Source organism: Enterococcus sp. DIV1083b, assembly GCF_051713705.1.
Lineage (GTDB): Bacteria > Bacillota > Bacilli > Lactobacillales > Enterococcaceae > Enterococcus_D > Enterococcus_D casseliflavus.
This window is the reverse complement of sequence record NZ_JBIOQJ010000001.1, coordinates 2,162,886-2,183,204: the sequence shown is the minus strand read 5'-3', so window position 1 is coordinate 2,183,204 and position 20,319 is coordinate 2,162,886. Positions and strand designations below refer to the sequence as shown.

Genomic DNA, 20,319 nt, shown 5'->3' with positions numbered 1-20,319 from the left:
CATGCAACCGAAGTCTTTACAAATGAAAAATTTTGGTCCATTCATTGATGAAAAATTGGATTTTAGTCAGCTGCAAGCTGGCGGTTTGTTTTTGATCAGCGGCAAAACGGGTGCAGGAAAAACGACGATTTTCGATGGCATGACGTTTGCCTTGTTCGGTGAAACATCGGGGAATCTGCGCTCAGGCAAAGAAATGCGCTCGATGTTTGCTTCACCAACCGAAGAGACCAGCGTCACCTTTACTTTTGAACATCAGCGTTTTACCTACCAGATCCAACGGAAACCGGAACAGACCTTAGCAAAAAAACGTGGTGACGGGGTCACCAACCAAACGGCAAAAGTCCAGCTAACGATTTTTGACGCCGAAGGCAAAGAGAAAAAGCAGATCAGTAAACGCACAGAAGTTGATGCATTTATCAAGGATCTGCTGCAGCTGGATGCCAAACAGTTTTTTCAAATCATGATGTTGCCGCAAGGAGAATTTCGTAATTTTTTGATTGCCAGCAGCAATGAGAAAGAACGCGTTTTACGGAATTTATTTGGCACGGAAATGTATCAACAATTTAATGAATGGTTGAAAGAGCAAGTCAAAGCACAAAGTAAAAAGCTTGAGCATCAGCAGCTGCTCGCCTCGCAAATCATGGAGCGCTTTGAATGGGAAGAAGCGCAGGAGGTTTTAACGGTTGCGGAAGGTCTGACTTTGTGGGCGCAGGATTTAGAAAAACAGCAGGCGCAGCTTCAGCAGTTATTACACAAAAAAGACCAAGCGATCCAAGAAATGAAAGCTGCGCAAGACGCTTTTTACCGTGCAAAAGAAATTGAAAATGCACGGATCGAATGGCAAGGTCTACAAGAAAAAGCCCGAGAGCTGCATGCTAAAAAAAACGAGATCGCTCAGAAAAAAGCACAGTTGAACCAGTTGGTGTGGGCGCTTGAACATCAAGAAATTATGCAGCAAAAAGAAGAACGAGTGAAAGAAGCACAGCAAGCTACTCAGCAAATCAACGAAACAAAACAGCAGCTGCAAGAAATTCAGCAGCAACAAGTAAGATGGCAAGACCAACGAGCGTTGATTGACGGCATCAAGAAAAAACAGGAAGCTGCTAGTCAAAAAGTTCAACGAATCCAGCAGCAGATCCCGCTAGCACAGCGCACACAAGCGCAGCAAGAAGAAGTGGTGCAACTTGAAAAAGCCGCACAGCAACAGACCACCGAATTAACGAAGATAAACCAAGCGCAAGCAAGTGCCAAAGCGCAAGCGCAGCATCTGGCAGAAGAAATCGAAGCATTGCGAGGGTTTCAAGCAGAAGCGGTGAAATTAGTAGAAACGCAGGCTCTGGTAGAAAAATGGCAGCAAGCAAAAGCGCAGTTTCGTGAAGCCGAGCAAAAAGCAGGGGAACAGCAACAAATTCATTCGGAGTTGGTTCTTGAACAACAGCAATTAGCAGCATCCTTGCTGGAGCTGCAAAAAACGTTAAAACAAGAAACCAGTCAAAATGCTCGAATGCAAATTGCTCGGCTTCGTCTATTACTGGAAGAAAATGAACCCTGTCCGGTTTGCGGATCATTGGATCATTCGAATACACAAGAGCACACGACCTATCGCATCGAAGACATCATTGCCAGTGAACAAAGACTTGAGCAAACACAAGAAAAATTGACGAAGATCCAGCAGCAAGTATCGGCAAATCAAACGCTGCAGGAGCAAGCCACATTGCGAATCAGCGAATGGCAAGCCACCAGTGCTGCTGCGCAGAAGCAAGTGGCATTCGCTTGGACTACAGTTCAACAGGCATTTGCTGCCTTGAAGCCGTTAGAACACCAAGAGGCGATTACCGAGGAAACGACGGTAGCGGAATTAAAGAAACGGCAATCTTTCAATCAACAAAAAGCCGCATCTTATGAAGACGCACAGAAGAAACATCAGGCAGTAAATGAGAAATTAGCAACGTTAAATGAGTCCTATCAGCAAGTCAGTGAGCAAGCGGAAAAAGCCCAAGAAGCGCGCCAGCTTGCGGAGGGGAAATTGGCTTCTTTACAGGAACAACTTGCAGGCGCAACGTATGAACAATTACAAGCCGATTTAGCAAAAACCAATGGTTTACTGATGGAATATACGCAACAAATTGAGGCTGATGCCCGACAAGAAGCGCAGATAAACGAACAGCAAGCGATTCTTTCAGAGAAACTGAAAAATCTGCAGCAATTTTTTGAAGAAAAGCAAGCGGCTAAGACAAAAGCAGAACAACGACTGACGCAGCGACTCCAAGAAGCTGGTATGACGGAAGAAACGATGCGGGAATTGATTGCCCAAGCCGCTCAAACAACCGTTCTCTCAGAAGAAATCAAAACCTATGAGCAAGAAATGGTGTTTGTTCAGCAACGGCTAGCATTGTTAGATGCACAGTTAAAAGAGCAAGCTGCGATAGATTTAAACCAATTGGAAGCTGACTACCTTCAGTTGCAGACCGTGATGGAGGAACTACAGCAAGAAACAGTTCGCAAACAGGAGAAAGTCAACGGCAATCAACGGTTGTTTGACGAGCTGCAGGTCATTTATCAGCAAAATGTCGAAGAACTGGCCCAATTAGGCCAACTTCAGCAGTTGGCAGAAACCATCAACGGCGAAAACGTCAAAAAAACCAGCTTGGAACGGTATGTACTGCAGCAATTTCTGACAGAGATCTTAGAAGTCGCCAATGAACGCTTGGCTCGGTTGACTCGTGGCCGCTATCAATTTGAATTAGCGGATAAAGTCGGGAGCTATCGAAGCTCAACAGGCTTAGAAATTGACATATATGACGATAATGCGGGACAAGTCAGAAGAGCTCATACACTTTCAGGCGGCGAAAGCTTTATTGCTGCCTTAGCGTTGGCGATCTCTTTGGCGGATGTGATCCAGCAACGAGCTGGTGGGATCGAGATCGAAGCCCTCTTTATTGATGAGGGCTTTGGATCGCTTGATGAAGAATCATTGGAAATGGCGATGGAAGCATTAGAAATGATCGAAAATGAAGGGCGCATGATTGGGATCATCAGTCATGTTCGAGAACTGCGGGCAAGAATCCTGCAGCAAGTTTTCGTAGAAACTAACGGCAGCGGGCAAAGCCGGATCCGAATAAAAGAATAAGGAGAGGAGGGCTCTTATGAAGTGGAGTATTCCAGAAAAAGTAATTGAGCGTGGCAGAACGTATGTCAACGAAGATCGCGTCTTATCTGTCACACCAGACAAAGAAAAAAATGTGTGGCACGCAGAAGTATTGGGGACAGAATTGTACTTAGTGACCTTAGATGCTACAGCCAAAGAGGTAGATTATTGCCAATGTCCGTACTGGGAAGAGCATCATTATTGCAAACACACGGTGGCAGTCGAACTTTATCTACGCAAACAAGGGAAAACACGAAAAATCAATGAGCAAACCCCCATCAAAAAAGCCTTTTCTGCTTCAGAGATGTTTTCCAACGGCTTTGCCCGCTTAGGGAGCGAAAAAGAAACGAGCCAACCCTTACAGGTTGAATTTCGGATAGATACCATCGCCACCAATCCTTACCATCAAGAAATGGATATCTTAGGGATTTCCCTCAAAGTCGGCCATCGTGGCACCGCACGGACCTATGTCGTTAAAAACATTTATAAATTTTTGCAGATGTACCAAGAAAACAAGCAGTACGCAGCGAATAAGCAGCAGACCTTCTTTCTATCTGCGGATGCCTTTGATGAGAAAAATCGAGCCTTGTTGAATCGATTGGCAGGAATCGCGCAAACGCAACAGTTAATCGGGCAAGCAGGCATTCAGATCAGTGGTAAACTTGACAAAAAGTATTTGCTGCTACCAGTTGAGTTCGGCAAAGAATTGTTGTTACAGTTAAACGAAGTCTATACGCAAATAACCATTGGTGAAACAAAAGTCAATGAAGCCGATTTTCAAATCGGTGAACCTTTGTCGTTTTCAGTCACAAAACAGGAGGATCATTTTCCGCTGGAATTCGTGAAAGATTTTGACCATTTACTTAGCTATTATAATTGGGGTCTGCTGGATGGAACCTTTTATGAACTGACTGTCGAACAAAAGGAAATCTATGTCACGATGCAACAGTTGTTTAAACGATTTGAACAGCCAGTCATCGACTATCCGAAAGAAGAACTAGCGAATCTTTTTATGAAAGTATTGCCTTATTTGCGAAAAATCGGGCGTGTCCAAGTAGCACCTGAAGTTCAAAATGAAATCGAAGAGTCTGAATTGAAAGCTGTCTTTTCGTTACGGAAAATCAAAGGACAAGTCGATTTACAAGTAGACTTCACTTATGGAGAAGTCGTTTTTTCAAGTGATGAAAAACATCACTATATGCCAGAAAATCATCCCGAGATTTTACGTGATTTTCAACAAGAAGCACGAATTGAAGCGATTGTTGAAACCTTTGGCTATCAAGCGAGCACTAAAAATTGGCAAAAAAGCTTACCTGCGGGGGAACAACTTTATACCTTTTTTACAAGGGAGATCCCTGTTTTAAGGCAATTAGGTGAAGTCCGTATCGGCAAGAAGCTGCGGGAACTTTACCTTGACGCCCAACACCATCGACCAGAAATCGTTATCGAAGAAAATGGTTCTTGGTTGGATATCAAGTTTGATGTCAGCGGCATTCAAGAGTCAGAGATCAATGAGGTCTTGCGCAGCCTGTTACAGTCTGCACAATTTTATACCACTGAAAATGGGCAAGTCCTTTCATTGGAATCGGAAGAGTTTCAAGAAGCAAGTGCTGCCCTGAAAAAATTGCGTCTTTCACTAGAAGCGAAGGATGGGGCGATCCAAGTTCCTTTGAATCAAGGGCTGCTCCTGCAAGAGCAGTTTGCTGATCAAGCCAGCTTTAGTGCCGGTTTTCAGCAAATGACGGAAGACTTGATCCATCCAGAAAACTTTGAGGCGCAGCTGCCAGAAAACTTGCATGCTGAGTTGCGACAATACCAAGAAGTTGGCTTCCGTTGGTTAAAAATGTTGAGCCACTATCAATTTGGCGGTATCCTTGCTGACGAAATGGGGTTAGGGAAGACCGTTCAGACGATCAGCTACTTACTTTCAGAAAAACAAGAGAAACAAAAATTGAATGCATTGATCGTGGCACCGGCGAGTCTAACATTCAACTGGCAACAAGAAATCAAACGGTTTGCGCCAACGATTTCCGCGTCTGTCATCAGCGGAACGAAAGAAGAGCGCGAAGGGCAGATGGCGCAGCCAGCGGACGTCCGCATCACTTCTTATGCAAGCTTGCGGCAAGACATTGATGCCTATCAAGCACTAGATCTGACTTGTTTGATTTTAGATGAAGCGCAAATGGTCAAAAACAGTGCGACCAAAACGGCACAGGCCTTGCGCTCCTTGGAAGTTCCACAGCGGTTCGCCCTCAGCGGCACACCGATCGAGAATAACTTAGAAGAATTGTGGTCCTTGTTCCAAATGATCATGCCGGGCTTTTTCCCGAACAAGCAGAAATTTAAAGAGCTGTCTACGCAAGAAATTGCGAAAATGATCAAACCCTTTATTTTGCGAAGAGACAAAAAATCCGTGCTGCATGATTTGCCGCAAAAATTGGAAACAAATTATTACAGTGTTTTAACAGAAGAACAAAAGAAAATCTATTTGGCGTACTTGCGGCAAATGCGGGAAGAAATCGCGCAAATGGATTCTACGTCTTTTCGTAAAAATCGAATCAGTATCTTAGCTGGTTTGACTCGACTGCGGCAAATCTGTTGTGACCCACGATTATTCGTGGAGGATTATGAAGGGTCTTCTGGGAAACTTGAACAGGTCAAAGATTTACTCTTAGCAGCCAAAGAAAATGGGCGTCGTGTGCTGTTATTTTCTCAGTTTACTAGCATGCTTTCGATCATTGAAGAAGAGCTAGCACAAGAAGGGTTTGAGTCCTTTTACTTGCGAGGCAGCACACCGCCGCAAGATCGTTTGACGATGGTCGATGCCTTCAATAGTGGAGAAAAGGACGTCTTCTTGATCTCGTTAAAAGCAGGAGGAACAGGACTGAATCTGACCGGCGCAGACACCGTGATCTTATACGATTTGTGGTGGAACCCGGCGGTAGAAGAACAAGCCGCTGGACGAGCCCATCGGATCGGTCAAAAAAATGTTGTCGAAGTCTGGCGAATGATTGCTGAAGGAACCATTGAAGAACGAATGGATGCGTTGCAACAAGAAAAACGTGAGCTTTTCCAAAAAGTGATCCAAGGCAATGAAACACAGCTTCAACAAATGACAGAAGAAGATATTCGCTTGATATTGAGTATCGGCGAAGAAAGTTAGCCAATCAAAAAGATGGACCTGCCGCAGGAGCAAAGGTCCATCTTTTTTTAGTTATACATGTATGCAGGCACTTGCATCAGTGTGTCAATACTGTCTTGCAGCTGTGAAAAAGCAGTGATCGATGCATCTGGTAAGTCTTCCAATCCACTAGGCGCTTGACGGAGACGATGATTGAACCACAAAGCTTGCCAACCGGCTTTCTTACAGCCAACCACGTCATTATCAAAATTATCACCAACGTACAGTGTGGTTTCCGGATCAAGAGCAAAGGCGGTTTCTGCCAATTGGAAAATTTCTAGTTGCGGCTTTTGATAACCAGTTGCTTGTGAAATGATCATATGCTCTGGTTTGATCCATCGAGTCAGTTGCAACTGATCCAATTTTTTTTGCTGGTGGTCAGTGGGACCATTGGTAATAATTCCTAGTTTGACTGGCAATGTGGACAAATAGTTCAAAGTTGACTCAACTTCAGGATGCAGTGTGATGGCATCTAGTTCTTGTTCATAACACAGCTGAAACATACAGCTTTCTTCCATTGTAATAGGTAAGTACCCTAAATCCGTTAATGAATGGGTCAGTCGAAAATAACGAAAATGATCTAGCGTCCATTCATTTGCCAATACCCGTCCAAACTGCTCGTCACTGTGCACCCGAAACCGTAAGTAAAGAGCAGTTAAATCTTTGTGGGCTATTTGTGGGAAACAGGAGGTTACGGCATTGCGAAATGGTTGTTGCTGGTCATATAAGGTATCATCGACATCAAAAAGAATACTAGTGATCAAAAAAGACACGCCTTTCAGAGTTAGTGAAAATTTTCAGTTTGTTTTCGAATCAATCATAAGCCATTATTCCTGTAAAAAAAAGAGGGAAATCCCTGTAAAATAAAGGTTTTATTTACTGTTTTTAGAAATCCGCGTCTTTATAGGTTTTCAAAATTATAGTGAATTTTACCCATTTTCACATGTTTCTCATTTTGCATTTCTACTGAGAGTTGCTTATAATGATAGCTATTGAGGAGGGGGAAATGTGTTAAAAAGGTTTTTTCGTTATTATCGACCGTATCGGTCACTATTTATACTCGACTTTACTTGTGCGGTATTTGCTGGTTTATTGGAACTAGCCTTTCCAGTTGCCGTCAACCAAGTAATCGATAAGATCATGCCCCAGAACAACTTTCGCCTAATACTGTTGGCTTGCTTAGGCTTGTTCTTGTTTTATGTGATCAATACTGTGTTGCAATATGTCGTGGTTTTTTATGGTCATAAACTTGGGGTCAATATTGAAACTGATATGCGTCAAGAGTTATTTCGACATCTGCAAACGCAATCTTTTGAATATTATGATAATCAAAAGACTGGCAAGCTGATCAGTCGTTTGACTACGGATCTCTTTGAGATTTCTGAAGTCGCTCACCATGGGCCAGAAGATGTTTTTATTACCATCATGACTTTGGTCGGTTCATTCCTATTGATGTTAAATATGCATGTTCAATTAGCTGTGGCAACATTTGCGTTGATTCCCTTGATCACGATCGCCTTGGTTTTTTTCAATAAGAAAATGACCAAAGTCAACACACAGATCTATGATAATCTCGGTGAGTTCAACGCCGGAGTGGAAGCATCTGTCAGTGGCATTCGAGTGACACAATCATTTGCCAATGAAACGTTTGAACATAAACGCTTTGACGGGTTAAGTGAGATTTATCGGCAGTCTAAGATCCTTTTTTATAAGGTAATGGCAATCAGTTCAGCGTACAATTATTTCTTGATTCGGTTGATCAACTTGTTTGCTCTGATCTTTGGTGCCTACTACGTGATTCGTGGTGAACTGACGAACGGTCAGTTCGTAGGGTTTATTTTATTGTCAAATGTCTTTGTTAGACCAATTGAGAAGGTTAATACGATGATCGAAAGCTATCCGAAAGGAATCGCTGGCTTCAAACGCTTGACCGAAGAGTTGGATAAAGAACCGACGATCAAAGACAAGCCAGGGGCACGGGCAGTAACTTCCTTAAAGGGAGACATCGTCTACCATGATGTTTCTTTTTCCTATGCGGATGCGACGAAAGTCTTGAATCACATCGACTTGTCGATCAAAGCGGGTGAGACGATCGCCTTCGTTGGGCAAAGTGGTTCAGGGAAAACAACGTTATGCAACTTGTTGCCGCGGTTTTATGAAGTCACGGAAGGCGCCATTACGATTGATGGCATCAATATTCAGGAGATGACCTTGGCATCTTTACGTCAGCAGATTGGTACGGTGCAGCAAGATGTTTTTCTTTTCCCAGGAACGATTCGAGAAAATATTGCTTATGGCAAACTTGATGCAACAGAAGAGGAGATTTTAAAGGCAGTCAAATTGGCACACTTAGAAAAAGTCATTGATCAAATGACGGATGGCTTGGATACGGTCATCGGTGAACGAGGCGTCAAATTATCGGGTGGCCAAAAGCAGCGGGTAGCGATTGCTCGGATGTTCTTGAAAAACCCGCCGATTTTGATTCTAGATGAAGCAACTTCAGCGTTAGATACCGAAACGGAACAAGTGATCCAAGAATCATTGAATTCTTTGGCAGATGGGCGTACAACCTTGATCATTGCCCATCGCCTCGCAACGATCAAACATGCGACACGAATCATTGTCGTTAGTGAGAAGGGGATCTTAGAAGAAGGAACCCATGAAGAGTTGATGGCGAGAAAAGGGCATTATCGTGCATTGCATGATGCTCAATTCGCTCGTGACCGAGAACCAACACTCGCTTAGAAGAAAGACATGGTAAACGATCAGTTCAAGAATAGTACAGTCTATTATGCTTTGTCAGTGACCAAGCAACAAATTGGCTGGCTTCTTGGATTGATCGTTTTTACTGAGTTTTTTGTGAGAGACCCTTTTCATTTATAAGCAGATGTTCATTTCTGCTGCTGTTTTATAGCAGATTATGACAGAAATGCTTCTATGGTTTTCTGATTAAAAAGGAATGTGATACAATAAAACCAAGAAGAAAGAGAGTGGTTGCGATTACTAGCACAAAAAAATAACATTCATTTTCATTGTAGCGCGATCGTTTCTCGGCAAAGGAAGGATCGTGAAAAAGTTCTTTTGAAAACGATTGAGCGACTGCCTTGGTTTTTCTCTCAGTTTTTGATTACATCTGTAATTGTTGTAGTAAAATTAAAAAACGTTGCCTTCTGTTAAAAGAATATTTTAATATTCTGACATCTTTTTGATACACCTTTGACACACTGTTGTATAAAAGGAGTAATATTAAAAAAAAATTTGAGTTTTCTCATTTAAAAATAAACTTTTTGAAAGAAACCTTTTGCCTTAAAGGTTTCGCTTTTAATATAACTTTCGAGTTTTATTAAAAAATATGAGATTTAGACTAGATTTTTTTTAGTTAAACCTGTATAATTGAAATCAAGCGAGGGAACAGGACTTGCTTGATTGAAAATTAAAAAGGAGAGATGCACGTTGTTGACACTATACACTTCCCCAAGTTGCACATCTTGTCGCAAAGCTCGTGCGTGGTTACAAGAGCACGAAATCCCTTTTGTTGAAAGAAATATTTTTTCAGAACCGTTAAATATTTCTGAGCTTAAGGCAATTCTACAGATGACAGAAGATGGCACAGAAGAAATTATTTCCACCAGATCCAAAGTATTCCAAAAGTTGAATATGGATCTAGATGACCTGCCCCTAAAAGATTTATTGACACTTGTTCAAGAAAACCCAGGATTATTGCGTCGTCCGATCATGATTGATGAAAAACGATTGCAAGTTGGGTTCAACGAAGATGAAATTCGTCGGTTCTTACCTAGGGATGTTCGCCAACTGGAACTAAGACAAGCGCAATTAATGGCAGGATTATAAATTTGACTTCATCGACTCGCTTTCTCTTTGAAAGTGAGTCTTTTTTTGAGTTTTTACGTTTTTCTTAAGAGGATATTCGTTTTCTCTTTACTTTTTATCAGGTTTCGATACAATGAACCTATAGTGAGTAGCAAAAGTGAGGTGTAGCTAATATGGAAATGGAACATATCAATGAGAACACCATTCGTGTATTGATCAAAAGTGAAGACTTAGCTGCGAGAGGCATCACTTTTCTTGACCTTCTAGGAAATCACAATGAAATTGAAAACTTCTTTTACAGTATTCTTGAAGAAGTTGATATTGACGAAGAATTTAAGGGCAGTGAAGCTGTAACTTTCCAAGTCTTGCCTAAAGGCGATGGGTTAGAATTGTTTATTAGCAAAAATCTTCCACCAGAAGGAATGGAAAATTTTGATGAGATGAACGATGAAGCGAATGAAGACATTACCGACATGTTGAAAAAGCATGTGGCGGCTCAATTACAAGAGTCGGAGCAAGCAGAAGACATCGGCAATCGCTTTGTATTCGAGTTGTTGCGATTCGAAGATATGATTCAATTGGCATCCGAAGTATATTTGGATTCCGTTGCAACCAATCTTTACCAAATGGGTAACCATTATTATATTGAAATTCGATTCATGGATGCAGAGGTTACTGATATTGAAGTGGAAAATGCACTTTCTTATTTGATGGAATTTGCCCAACGGACATCAGTGACGCCAGAGGTTTTATCTGAATATGGTCAGTTGATCATGGAAAACGATGCACTTGAATTGACTCGTTTCTACTTCAAGAATGATTAATGAATGAAATTCATTTCCAGCCAAGAACATGTTGCTAATGTTCTTGGCTTTTTCAATTGTGTTTGATGAAAATGGCGTATCTTTTATTGAGGTGAGTTAGATGCTGAAAGCATTGAACCAAAGAAAAGAAGTCATTGCAGCGAAAGGGAGAAAGAAAGCATCAGGTCCTTTTTATTGCCCAGGGTGTCACCAAGAAGTGACTTTGCGGCAAGGAACCAAACGACAGCCCCACTTTGCCCATCAAGCAACTGCTGATTGTCAGACTTACAGCGAAGGGGAGACGAAGGAACACTTGGAAGCCAAACAACTATTGTTTGAATGGTTTCAAGATACAGGGATTGAGATCGAAGCCTTTTTGCCTAAACTCCAACAGCGTCCTGACCTTTGTTATAAGAATATCGCCATTGAAGTACAGTGTTCTTCCCTCAAGTTTTCACGTTTTCTTGAAAGAACCAGCACGTATTTAGCAAACGGCTATCGACCATGGTGGATCTTAGGGGAGAAATTGCATCCGAAACGCCAATGGTCACTTTTGGCAAAAGCCTGCTGTAGTTATCAGGCAACTGGTTTTTGTTTGTGGCTGATTGATACGCAAAATCAATCCTTAATGAAGTTAGAACAAATCAACTGGCACTATCAAGAAGGAGTCAGCAGTCAACAAAGCGATGCTCGAAAAGGGGCGCCTTACCATAAAGAAACACTTCGCCCTTTGTGCAAAGGACAAAGATCAAACCATCACCGTCCTCCTGAGTGGCTTGCTGCAGACTATCAGGTGTGGTTGATACAAAAACTGCGAAAGAACCTGCCAAAAATCCGTGTGATCCAAGAAATATTGTATCCGTTAAAAGGCAATGTCTCCCAGCTGCCTATGTGGTGCTATTGTGCAAGCAGCTTTGGCATTTTATTTGAGCATCGAATATTGGTTTTTCGCTTTCTTTATTTAAGTGACTGTCCACTTCGTTTTGATCAATGGGTGGCACGACTGCGGCAGCTGGATTGGCAATGGCAATTCCCGTTACTGGATCAACGGGAAATTTTGCGCGGACTCTTTCAAGAATGCCAATATTTAGAAAATTCGGTTTCTTTTTAAGCCAATGATTTGGTTTCACTGAAAAGTATGATAAGATATTTTTAACCAATGAACAAGGAGTGAAGGGAATGTCAGAAACAAAACAATTACCAGCACGTGAATCGATTCCAGTCGAAAAAACGTGGGACTTAACGAAAATCTATGCCGATGATGCGGCTTTTGACATAGAATTTCAAGAGATCCAAGCACAAGTCAAAGAAGCAAGTCGTTACCAAGGTACTTTAGCCGATGGGCCGCAAGCCTTCTTATCCGCATTAGAATTTGTTTTAGCGCTTTCTCGTCGTTTAGAGAAACTCTATGTATACAGTCATTTGAAAAACGATCAAGATACTGCCAATACGACGTATCAAGGCTTGTATGCAAAAGCAAGTAACTTAGTTGCGCAAGTAAGTGAAGCCGTTGCTTGGTTTGATCCTGAGCTATTGACAATGTCTGATGAAACGATTTGGGACTATTTCGATCAAGAGCCGAAACTAGCTGTTTATCGTCATATGATCGAAAAAACCATCAACGAACGTCCACATGTCTTGCCAGCGGAGCAAGAAGCGTTATTAGCTGGTGCTGGCGAAATTTTTGGGGCACCTGGCAACATTTTTTCTGTTTTAAACAATGCTGATTTGGATTTTCCAGTAGTTGAAGATGAAAACGGGGAAAAAGTGCAGTTATCTCATGGTGTATACGGTGAGTTGATGGAAAGCACGGATCGGTCTGTCCGTGAAGCAGCCTTTAAAGGTCTTTATGGTGTCTATGAGCAATTCCGCAATACCTTTGCCCAAACATTAAGCACCAATATCAAAGCCCATAACTTTAAAGCAAAAGCCCGCAAATTTGATTCGGCACGGCAAGCCGCTTTGAGTGCCAACCACATTCCTGAAAGTGTCTACGATACATTAGTGGATGTCGTCAATCAGCACCTGCCATTGTTGCATCGTTATATGGCATTAAGAAAACGCCTGTTGGCTGTCGATACGTTGCATATGTATGATGTTTATACGCCGATTTTAGGGGAAGCACCCATTCGATATACCTATGAAGAAGCGGTCGAAAAAGCGAAAGAAGCGTTAAAACCATTAGGTGAAGAATACCTTGCGGTGGTTGAAGAAGCCTTCAGCAATCGGTGGATCGATGTCGTTGAAAACAAAGGCAAACGCAGTGGCGCGTATTCTTCTGGTGCCTATGATACGCTGCCATATATCCTGATGAACTGGAATGATCGATTGGATCAACTCTTTACTCTTGTTCATGAAATGGGACACAGTGTGCATAGTTACTTTACACGTAACAACCAGCCTTATGCCTATGGGGATTATTCGATCTTTTTAGCGGAAATCGCTTCAACCACCAATGAAAATATTTTGACAGAGTATATGCTGCAGACTGAAACAGATCCACGGGTCAAAGCTTATGTCTTGAATCATTTTCTCGATGGCTTCAAAGGAACGATTTTCCGTCAAACACAATTTGCCGAGTTTGAACACTTCATGCACGTGGAAGATGCGAAAGGAACGCCATTGACCAGTGAGTTCTTAAGCGAGAACTATGCCGAGTTAAATGCAAAATACTACGGACCTTCTGTTGAAAAAGATCCTGAGATTCGTCTTGAGTGGTCACGCATTCCGCATTTCTATTACAATTACTATGTTTACCAGTATTCAACCGGATTTTCGGCAGCTTCTGCTTTAGCGAAGAAAATCTTAGCAGGTGAACCAGATGCCTTAACCAACTATTTGAACTATTTGAAAGCTGGACGCAGTGATTATCCAATCGAAGTCATGAAAAAAGCGGGCGTCGATATGACAAAAGCAGATTATATTGAAGACGCGATGAAAGTATTTGAGCAACGCTTGAATGAATTGGAAGAACTCGTCAAAGAAATTGAAGCATAATTGAAAAGCGAACCAATCCGTAAAGGATTGGTTTGTTTTTTTGTTTGTCCACAATAAAAAACGCTGCGCAGCGAGCCAAACACAAGATCATCGTTTGGCTCGCTGCGCAGCGTCGCTATTGAATAGGGTTTCATAAAAGAATCAACCCGCGATCAATTTCATGAATAGTGGAAAGTTTTGGTGCTTTCAAAGACTGAGCTTTTTGCAAAAATGTATCGAGTTCTGTTGCTGTACCACAGACGAGCGGAAGACTTCTCAGTTCCTCTGATCCTTCTAAAAGGACCCCATATTCTTCTTCACTTGAAAAATCATACACCACAGCAGAGGGTGTGATCGTGATGCCCATATCTTTGGCTACACGCTGATCGGTGGCAAAGTTCTTTTTCACTAGCTCAGAGGATCGATCTTCTAGGAACATCTCTAAATCACCATTCGTTTCAGAAAATAATTCTTTCACTAAGGCATCGCTATATTCTTGTCTTTCGATCCCTATCCGTTGTTGCAGTTTCAACAAGAAATCCCGCGCAATTTTTTTCCCTTGCAACTGAGCGGCCTTATAGTCCAGTGATGCAGCATAGATTTGGTTGGTCTGTTCATTTCGCAAGACCAAATCCGTCTTATTCATGGACAAATAGTCCATTGAGACACCTACGGAAAACAAGTTAACGAAAGGTAGGATCTGCAAATGGATTTTTTTGCGGCTGGTGTTTAATTTATTGAGAATCTCTTTTTCGATATCATAACAAATAGGCCCAATCGGATTAATAAATAAAAACAGTTCGATCATTTGAATCTCTCCCCAATTAAGATTCTTTTATACCTTGAAAAACAAAATAAGTATGTTTTATTAAATATAGCAAAAAAACGCGAAAAAAGTAAGCAAAAGGACAGCTTACTATGATTTTTCTTCAACGGCTCGGATGATCTTGTTTTTCGCTGGTCGGTAAGGAACGCCAAAGAGACGTAACAAGGAGTGAAAGGCATCTTTCCCTTTAATCGGTTCGTTGACTTCTAACTCCAACTCATAATCATGCTGTTGACCATACCAGCTTTCATCTAACGCGAGCAATCCTTCTTCAATCGGAAATTCCGCCCGTTTCGTTTTTAATGCTGCGATCATACGTAACGTGTCAGGCTCGATACCTGCCGCTTTTAGGCGCTGAGCAACGATACCCGTAGGTAGAATTTTTTCTGAAGCAATCAATGAAGCTGCGGACGTTTTCGTCAAAGGATCAGTCGTCTCTAATAACCCGTGCTCAATGGGGGTTTTTAGCGTTAATTCCGCATTGGTAGCAGTCGTGCGAATACGCAAGCCAAAGTGCTTTTCCCGCAGCTTATGATCTACCGTATCAAAATAGTAATTGGTTTGTATCTTAAATGCTTCTTCTGACAAATTGTAATAAGCAAGCAGCTGGTGGTATTCTTTTTCCGTCAACATCGTCTTGTATTCGATCTCTACTTGTTCGCCCATCGTTTCTCACTCTCTTTCTATTGCAACCATAGTGTACGCTGTTTCAGCTATTCCGTCAAAGAAACCAAACAAAGAAAAGCAGAGATGTTGGGGGAGAGACAAAAAATCTTTTGTTTCTGCTCTTCTGTTCATTCAGTTTTATTCCAAGAGTATGGTAGAATAAGAGGTATGTTATGAACAGAATCGAGGGAGAAGAATGATTCGAGATTGGGAAGAATTCTTAGCGCCTTATGAACAGGCGGTTTCAGAATTAAAAGTAAAATTAAGAGGCATACGAAAACAATATCGGGAACAAAACAAGCATGTTCCCATTGAATTTGTCACTGGGCGGGTCAAGCCAGTGGATAGCATTTTAACGAAAAGTAAATTACGTGGGATTGCTTTGGATCGGCTTGAAGAAGAGATGTCTGATATCGCTGGCTTGCGAATCATGTGTCAATTTGTGGAAGACATTCACCAAGTCGTTGAACTCTTACGAACACGCAAAGACATGAAAGTGATCATTGAACGGGACTATATCACCAATAAAAAAGCCAGTGGCTACCGTTCGTATCATCTAGTGATCGAATATCCCGTTCAACTGATCGACGGGGAAAAAATTATTTTAGCTGAGATTCAAATTCGGACACTAGCGATGAATTTTTGGGCAACGATCGAACATTCACTAAACTACAAATACCAAGGGGAATTTCCCGCTGAAATCAGTGAACGGCTGCGTCGGTCGGCAGAAGCCGCCTATCAGCTAGATGAAGAAATGTCCAATATCCGTGAAGAGATCCAAGAGGCACAACGGTTATTTTCACATGGGAAAGGCAAGCGAGGCGGACATGATCAGAACCCGTTGCCAAAGGGGGAAACGGAATGAAAGGTATCCGCGTGGCAATCGTCCATAATCAAGAAAGCAAGTCGGTAGAAGTGACAAAGCGTTTAACTACGCTTTTAGAACAGTCAGAAAATAAGATCGATCAAGACAATCCTGAATTAGTGATTTCTGTTGGGGGAGATGGCACGCTCCTTTCTGCTTTTCACTTGTACAATCATAAGTTGGATCAAGTACAGTTTTTAGGCGTCCATACGGGTCATCTCGGCTTTTACACGGACTGGCGAGATTATGAATTGGAAGAACTAGTCGAGTCATTATGCAATGACCATCAAAAAAGCGTCAGCTATCCGTTATTAGATGTCCGTATCACGTATGCGAATGGGAAATCAGACAAGCATTTCCTAGCATTGAATGAATCAACGATCAAGCGCGGCAATCGCACGATGGTTGCCGATATTTCTATTAAAGAAGACCTCTTTGAAAAGTTTCGCGGCGATGGCTTATCGATCTCAACGCCCACCGGCTCCACTGCTTATAACAAGAGTGTTGGTGGGGCAGTCTTGCACCCAAGTATCAATGCCTTTCAATTGGCAGAGATTGCTTCGTTGAACAATCGTGTCTTTCGGACCCTTGGTTCGCCGATCGTCGTGGGTCACCATGAATGGGTCAAAGTACAACTGCAGCAAAGCACCGACTATTTAGTGACGATCGATCAGTTTACCATCGAACAAGAAGAAATCGATGCTATCTATTACCGTATTGCCGATGAACGGATTCATTTTGCGTCTTATCGGCATATGCATTTTTGGAATCGGGTCAAAGATTCCTTTATTGGAGAAGAATAAACCCATGGAATTTACGTATCACTATACTGGACAAGGACAGCAAGTCAAATACTTTTTGAAGGAACAAGGGGTGTCCAAAGGACTGTTAGCAAAAATCAAATTTCAAGGCGGAAAGATATTTGTCAACGATCACGAGCAAAACGTCTTGTTTTCTTTGGCGCAAAATGATAGGGTAACTATTGTAATTCCTCCTGAAGGGGAACATGAGACGATGCTGGCTGACCCGACACCGATTGAGATCGTGTATGAAGATGCCCATCTGTTAGTCGTGAATAAGCCAGCAGGCATCTCATCGATCCCTGCGCAATATCATCCGACTGGCACGATGGCCAATCGCGTCAAGGCCTACTATCAAGCGCAGCACTATGAAGATCAAGTGATTCATGTAGTCACGCGGTTAGACCGTGACACATCAGGACTGATGCTTTTTGCAAAACATGGGTTTGCCCATGCGAAGCTGGATAGCCAGTTGCGAAAGAAGCAGGTCGTAAAAAAATATCAAGCCCTCGTTGCTGGTGAACTGCCCGCACTTTCTGCCCATGGTGAGATTGAGCTGCCGATTGCTAGGGACCTGACGTCACTATTGAAACGCAAGGTCAGTGACGAAGGAAAAGAAGCACGGACGGAGTATTGGCTAAAACAACGCAATTCAGATTGCGCTTTAGTTGATATTCAGTTACACACAGGCAGGACACATCAAATAAGGGTCCATTTTTCTGCAATCGGTTGTCCCTTATTAGGAGACGAGATGTATGGCGGTACAATGGCTCTTGGGATCAAACGACAAGCATTACACTGCTGTCAGCTGCAATTTCAGCATCCCTTTACGAATGAACCGTTGGCTTTTAAGCTGCCCTTACCAGCAGACATGGCCGCTGTTTGCTCAGCCATGGATAGGCAATAACAAATGAGGTGAAGAGATTGGATGAAAATCAAGAATTAACTGAACGGTTTGATCAACTGAATCAAGCATTAAAAGACAATGATATCCAGGGATTTCGTGAGGCGTTCTTGGATCTGCATATCTACGAGCAGGGTCAGTTCTACCAATCTCTAGAAGCAGCCGATCGACAAATCGTCTATACGTATCTTTCACCGAAAGAATTGGCAGACATGTTTGACGTCATTGAAGAAGATGATGAACACATGGTGGACTATCTTTCAGAGATGCGCCCAGCCTATGCGGCTGATATGTTGGCGCAAATGTATACCGATAATGCGGTTGACCTGCTGAATACTCTGGATAAAAAACAAACAGCAAAATATTTGAGTTTGATGACCGCTGAAGCTGCTAGCGAAATCAAAGAGCTGTTGCACTATGAAGATGAAACTGCTGGATCGCTGATGACTACCGAGTTTGTTTCCATTGTTGCCAACCAAACGGTTCGTTCAGCGATGTATGTCTTAAAAAATGCCGCAGATGTTGCCGAGACGATTTATTATATTTACGTCGTGGATACTGATAATAAGCTTGTGGGCGTTATTTCTTTAAGAGACTTGATCATCAATGATGAAGATACCATGATCGCGGATATTTTGAACGAGCGGGTGATGTCGGTCCATGTTGGAGATGACCAAGAGGATGTCGCTCAGACCTTCCGAGATTATGACTTTCTCGCATTGCCAGTCACCGATTATGACGATCACCTATTAGGGATCGTAACCGTCGATGATATCATCGACGTTATCGATGATGAAGCAGCCAGTGACTACTCTGGTTTGGCAGGGGTCAATGTGGAAGAAGTCAGTGAGAACCCGATCAAAGCGTCTTCGAGACGCTTGCCTTGGCTTATCACCTTACTCTTTCTCGGAATGGCCACCGCCAGTCTGATCAGTCATTATGAAGAGTTGGTCAGCGAAGCAAGTATTCTCGCTGTCTTTATCTCACTGATCACTGGGACCGCCGGTAATGCTGGTACCCAATCTTTAGCCGTAGCCGTTCGTCGTCTGGCGATCAATGATGACAAAGAAAACAGCTTTATGAAGACGGTGGTAGGTGAAGTGCTGACGGGACTGTTCACAGGTGCCATCACGGGGTTGACGATTTTTGCTATCGTAGCTGTCTGGAAACAAAATCCGATTCTAGGGTTTGTGATTGGAATGGCGATGATGTGTGCCATCACAGTAGCCAACTTAGCGGGAAGTTTGATTCCGATGCTGATGGACAAACTAGGTTTTGACCCAGCAGTGGCAAGTGGTCCGTTTATCACGACCCTTAGCGATTTGACCAGTGTTTTGATCTACTTCAACATTGCCAGTCTTTTTATGAACTATTTTATTCAATGAATAAAAAAGAGCAAGCCGATGATTCTTCATTCGAAGGAAGGTCATCGGCTTGCTCTTTAATTTTTTGGTTTTGGCAATACCCCAGAAGGAGAGACACCATAAAGTTTTTTAAAAGACTTGCTAAAGTGATAAGCATCCTGATAGCCCACAGCAGAGGCGACTTCTTTGATCGTGAGGTTTTCATTTTTTAACATGTCTTTGGCACGCTTTAAGCGAATCTCAATCAAGTAGTTGATGGGACTGACACCCGTCGCCTCTTTAAAAATCTTTGAAAGGTACGTCGGGCTGAGAAATTGATCCTGTGCGAGCTTCTCTAACGTGATTTCTTCTTTGTAATGATTTTCCAAGTAATAGACCGTATAGTTGACGATCTGTTGTTGTCGTCGTTGGCTTTTGGAAAGGTAAGGCACAACATTGATATGGTCTTCATTTAGTCCACGTAAAATGTAGACGAGCATCTCCATCAAAACAGCCTTTTGCATCAATTGAAACTCATCCCGCTCTTCACTGCTTTCTCTCACCAACTGCCAGGCTTTTTCCAAAACTTGATGATGGTATTTGCCTAGCTCCAACAAGGGGTGTTTGTTAGGGAAAAAATTCCGTTTAAACCCTTCCAAAGAAATATTTTTTAAACCAATATGCAGCTGATGGGAGCGAGTGCCCTTAGGCTGCAATTCGCAGTGATCGACGCCAGGATTGAAAAGCATGACGCTGCCAGCACGGATTTTTTTCGCTGGTTCTTTTTCAAAATAATAAGTACTTTCTCCTTCTAATAAGACGCTGATTTCTAAAAAGTCATGATGGTGCATTTCGCCATGACTTTCTGATTGCGTCCATGGGTCAAAGAGATAGATGATTTCTGGATTAAACGTGCGAGGGTTAACTAAATTCATGGCTGATTCACTCCAATTGGGTGCTTATTTCCTGTAAAAAA

At 42.4% G+C, this 20,319-nt stretch carries 15 protein-coding genes; 11 read left to right on the top strand and 4 right to left on the bottom strand.

The features are described 5' to 3' along the window. Position 1 precedes the first annotated feature (1 nt). Together IGI69_RS10080 and IGI69_RS10075 are read left to right on the top strand one after the other, a co-directional pair. A complete protein-coding gene (locus tag IGI69_RS10080) occupies positions 2–3,130 on the top strand; it encodes an AAA family ATPase (RefSeq protein WP_438740704.1) in 3,129 nt (1,042 codons plus the stop codon). 16 nt (positions 3,131–3,146) lie between these two features. Then, the gene (locus IGI69_RS10075) at positions 3,147–6,311 is read left to right on the top strand and encodes a DEAD/DEAH box helicase (protein WP_438740702.1); all 3,165 of its coding nucleotides are present in this window, start codon (positions 3,147–3,149) and stop codon (positions 6,309–6,311) included. A gap of 47 nt (positions 6,312–6,358) precedes the next feature. On the opposite strand, the gene IGI69_RS10070 is transcribed toward IGI69_RS10075, so the two are convergent. After that, a complete protein-coding gene (locus tag IGI69_RS10070) occupies positions 6,359–7,093 on the bottom strand; it encodes an HAD family hydrolase (RefSeq protein ID WP_087627686.1) in 735 nt (244 codons plus the stop codon). A gap of 244 nt (positions 7,094–7,337) precedes the next feature. Between IGI69_RS10070 and IGI69_RS10065 the strand changes: the two genes are divergently transcribed. The 5 genes from IGI69_RS10065 to pepF all read left to right on the top strand — a co-directional run bounded on the left by IGI69_RS10065 (position 7,338) and on the right by pepF (position 13,960). Further along, positions 7,338–9,074, top strand: coding sequence for an ABC transporter ATP-binding protein (locus tag IGI69_RS10065; RefSeq protein WP_438740700.1), 1,737 nt, complete (start codon positions 7,338–7,340; stop codon positions 9,072–9,074). Positions 9,075–9,782: 708 nt separating this feature from the next. Beyond that, positions 9,783–10,181 (top strand): transcriptional regulator SpxA, encoded by a 399-nt coding sequence (gene spxA / locus IGI69_RS10060; protein ID WP_003127030.1) that lies wholly within the window; start codon positions 9,783–9,785, stop codon positions 10,179–10,181. A gap of 152 nt (positions 10,182–10,333) precedes the next feature. Further along, positions 10,334–10,984 (top strand): adaptor protein MecA, encoded by a 651-nt coding sequence (locus IGI69_RS10055; protein WP_005229698.1) that lies wholly within the window; start codon positions 10,334–10,336, stop codon positions 10,982–10,984. Positions 10,985–11,084: 100 nt separating this feature from the next. Further along, positions 11,085–12,074, top strand: a complete 990-nt coding sequence (locus tag IGI69_RS10050) for a competence protein CoiA (protein WP_115232513.1) — start codon at positions 11,085–11,087, stop codon at positions 12,072–12,074. Between the two features lie 68 nt (positions 12,075–12,142). After that, positions 12,143–13,960, top strand: a complete 1,818-nt coding sequence (pepF, locus tag IGI69_RS10045) for an oligoendopeptidase F (RefSeq protein WP_115232512.1) — start codon at positions 12,143–12,145, stop codon at positions 13,958–13,960. A 130-nt stretch (positions 13,961–14,090) separates the two neighbouring features. Here the strand turns inward: pepF and IGI69_RS10040 are convergent, their stop codons facing one another. After that, positions 14,091–14,747 carry a ClpXP adapter SpxH family protein gene (locus tag IGI69_RS10040; RefSeq protein WP_005229705.1) on the bottom strand — a complete coding sequence of 219 codons (657 nt, stop codon included), beginning with the start codon at positions 14,745–14,747 and terminating at the stop codon, positions 14,091–14,093. Positions 14,748–14,855: 108 nt separating this feature from the next. Next, the gene (locus IGI69_RS10035) at positions 14,856–15,431 is read right to left on the bottom strand and encodes a CYTH domain-containing protein (protein WP_438740696.1); all 576 of its coding nucleotides are present in this window, start codon (positions 15,429–15,431) and stop codon (positions 14,856–14,858) included. Between the two features lie 196 nt (positions 15,432–15,627). Here IGI69_RS10035 and IGI69_RS10030 point away from each other — a divergent pair, with 196 nt between their 5' ends. Genes IGI69_RS10030 through mgtE form a run of 4 tightly spaced genes read left to right on the top strand, consistent with a single transcriptional unit; the run spans position 15,628 to position 19,385 of the window. Continuing rightward, positions 15,628–16,296, top strand: coding sequence for a GTP pyrophosphokinase (locus IGI69_RS10030; protein WP_005229708.1), 669 nt, complete (start codon positions 15,628–15,630; stop codon positions 16,294–16,296). 5 nt (positions 16,297–16,301) lie between these two features. Continuing rightward, the gene (locus IGI69_RS10025; protein ID WP_026008090.1) at positions 16,302–17,099 is read left to right on the top strand and encodes an NAD kinase; all 798 of its coding nucleotides are present in this window, start codon (positions 16,302–16,304) and stop codon (positions 17,097–17,099) included. A 4-nt stretch (positions 17,100–17,103) separates the two neighbouring features. Continuing rightward, positions 17,104–18,003 carry an RluA family pseudouridine synthase gene (locus tag IGI69_RS10020; RefSeq protein WP_074932946.1) on the top strand — a complete coding sequence of 300 codons (900 nt, stop codon included), beginning with the start codon at positions 17,104–17,106 and terminating at the stop codon, positions 18,001–18,003. Positions 18,004–18,020: 17 nt separating this feature from the next. Beyond that, positions 18,021–19,385, top strand: coding sequence for a magnesium transporter (gene mgtE, locus IGI69_RS10015; RefSeq protein ID WP_010749430.1), 1,365 nt, complete (start codon positions 18,021–18,023; stop codon positions 19,383–19,385). Between the two features lie 56 nt (positions 19,386–19,441). Here the strand turns inward: mgtE and IGI69_RS10010 are convergent, their stop codons facing one another. Then, positions 19,442–20,278 (bottom strand): AraC family transcriptional regulator, encoded by an 837-nt coding sequence (locus IGI69_RS10010; RefSeq protein ID WP_010749431.1) that lies wholly within the window; start codon positions 20,276–20,278, stop codon positions 19,442–19,444. Positions 20,279–20,319: the final 41 nt, after the last annotated feature.

Coding starts and splice junctions, on each gene's coding strand:
- IGI69_RS10055 (WP_005229698.1), top strand. CDS start 10,334: ATGGAAATGGAACATATCAATGAGAACACCATTCGTGTATTGATCAAA.
- IGI69_RS10075 (WP_438740702.1), top strand. CDS start 3,147: ATGAAGTGGAGTATTCCAGAAAAAGTAATTGAGCGTGGCAGAACGTAT.
- IGI69_RS10035 (WP_438740696.1), bottom strand. CDS start 15,431: ATGGGCGAACAAGTAGAGATCGAATACAAGACGATGTTGACGGAAAAA.
- IGI69_RS10040 (WP_005229705.1), bottom strand. CDS start 14,747: ATGATCGAACTGTTTTTATTTATTAATCCGATTGGGCCTATTTGTTAT.
- IGI69_RS10010 (WP_010749431.1), bottom strand. CDS start 20,278: ATGAATTTAGTTAACCCTCGCACGTTTAATCCAGAAATCATCTATCTC.
- IGI69_RS10020 (WP_074932946.1), top strand. CDS start 17,104: ATGGAATTTACGTATCACTATACTGGACAAGGACAGCAAGTCAAATAC.
- IGI69_RS10080 (WP_438740704.1), top strand. CDS start 2: ATGCAACCGAAGTCTTTACAAATGAAAAATTTTGGTCCATTCATTGAT.
- IGI69_RS10050 (WP_115232513.1), top strand. CDS start 11,085: ATGCTGAAAGCATTGAACCAAAGAAAAGAAGTCATTGCAGCGAAAGGG.
- IGI69_RS10030 (WP_005229708.1), top strand. CDS start 15,628: ATGATTCGAGATTGGGAAGAATTCTTAGCGCCTTATGAACAGGCGGTT.
- pepF (WP_115232512.1), top strand. CDS start 12,143: ATGTCAGAAACAAAACAATTACCAGCACGTGAATCGATTCCAGTCGAA.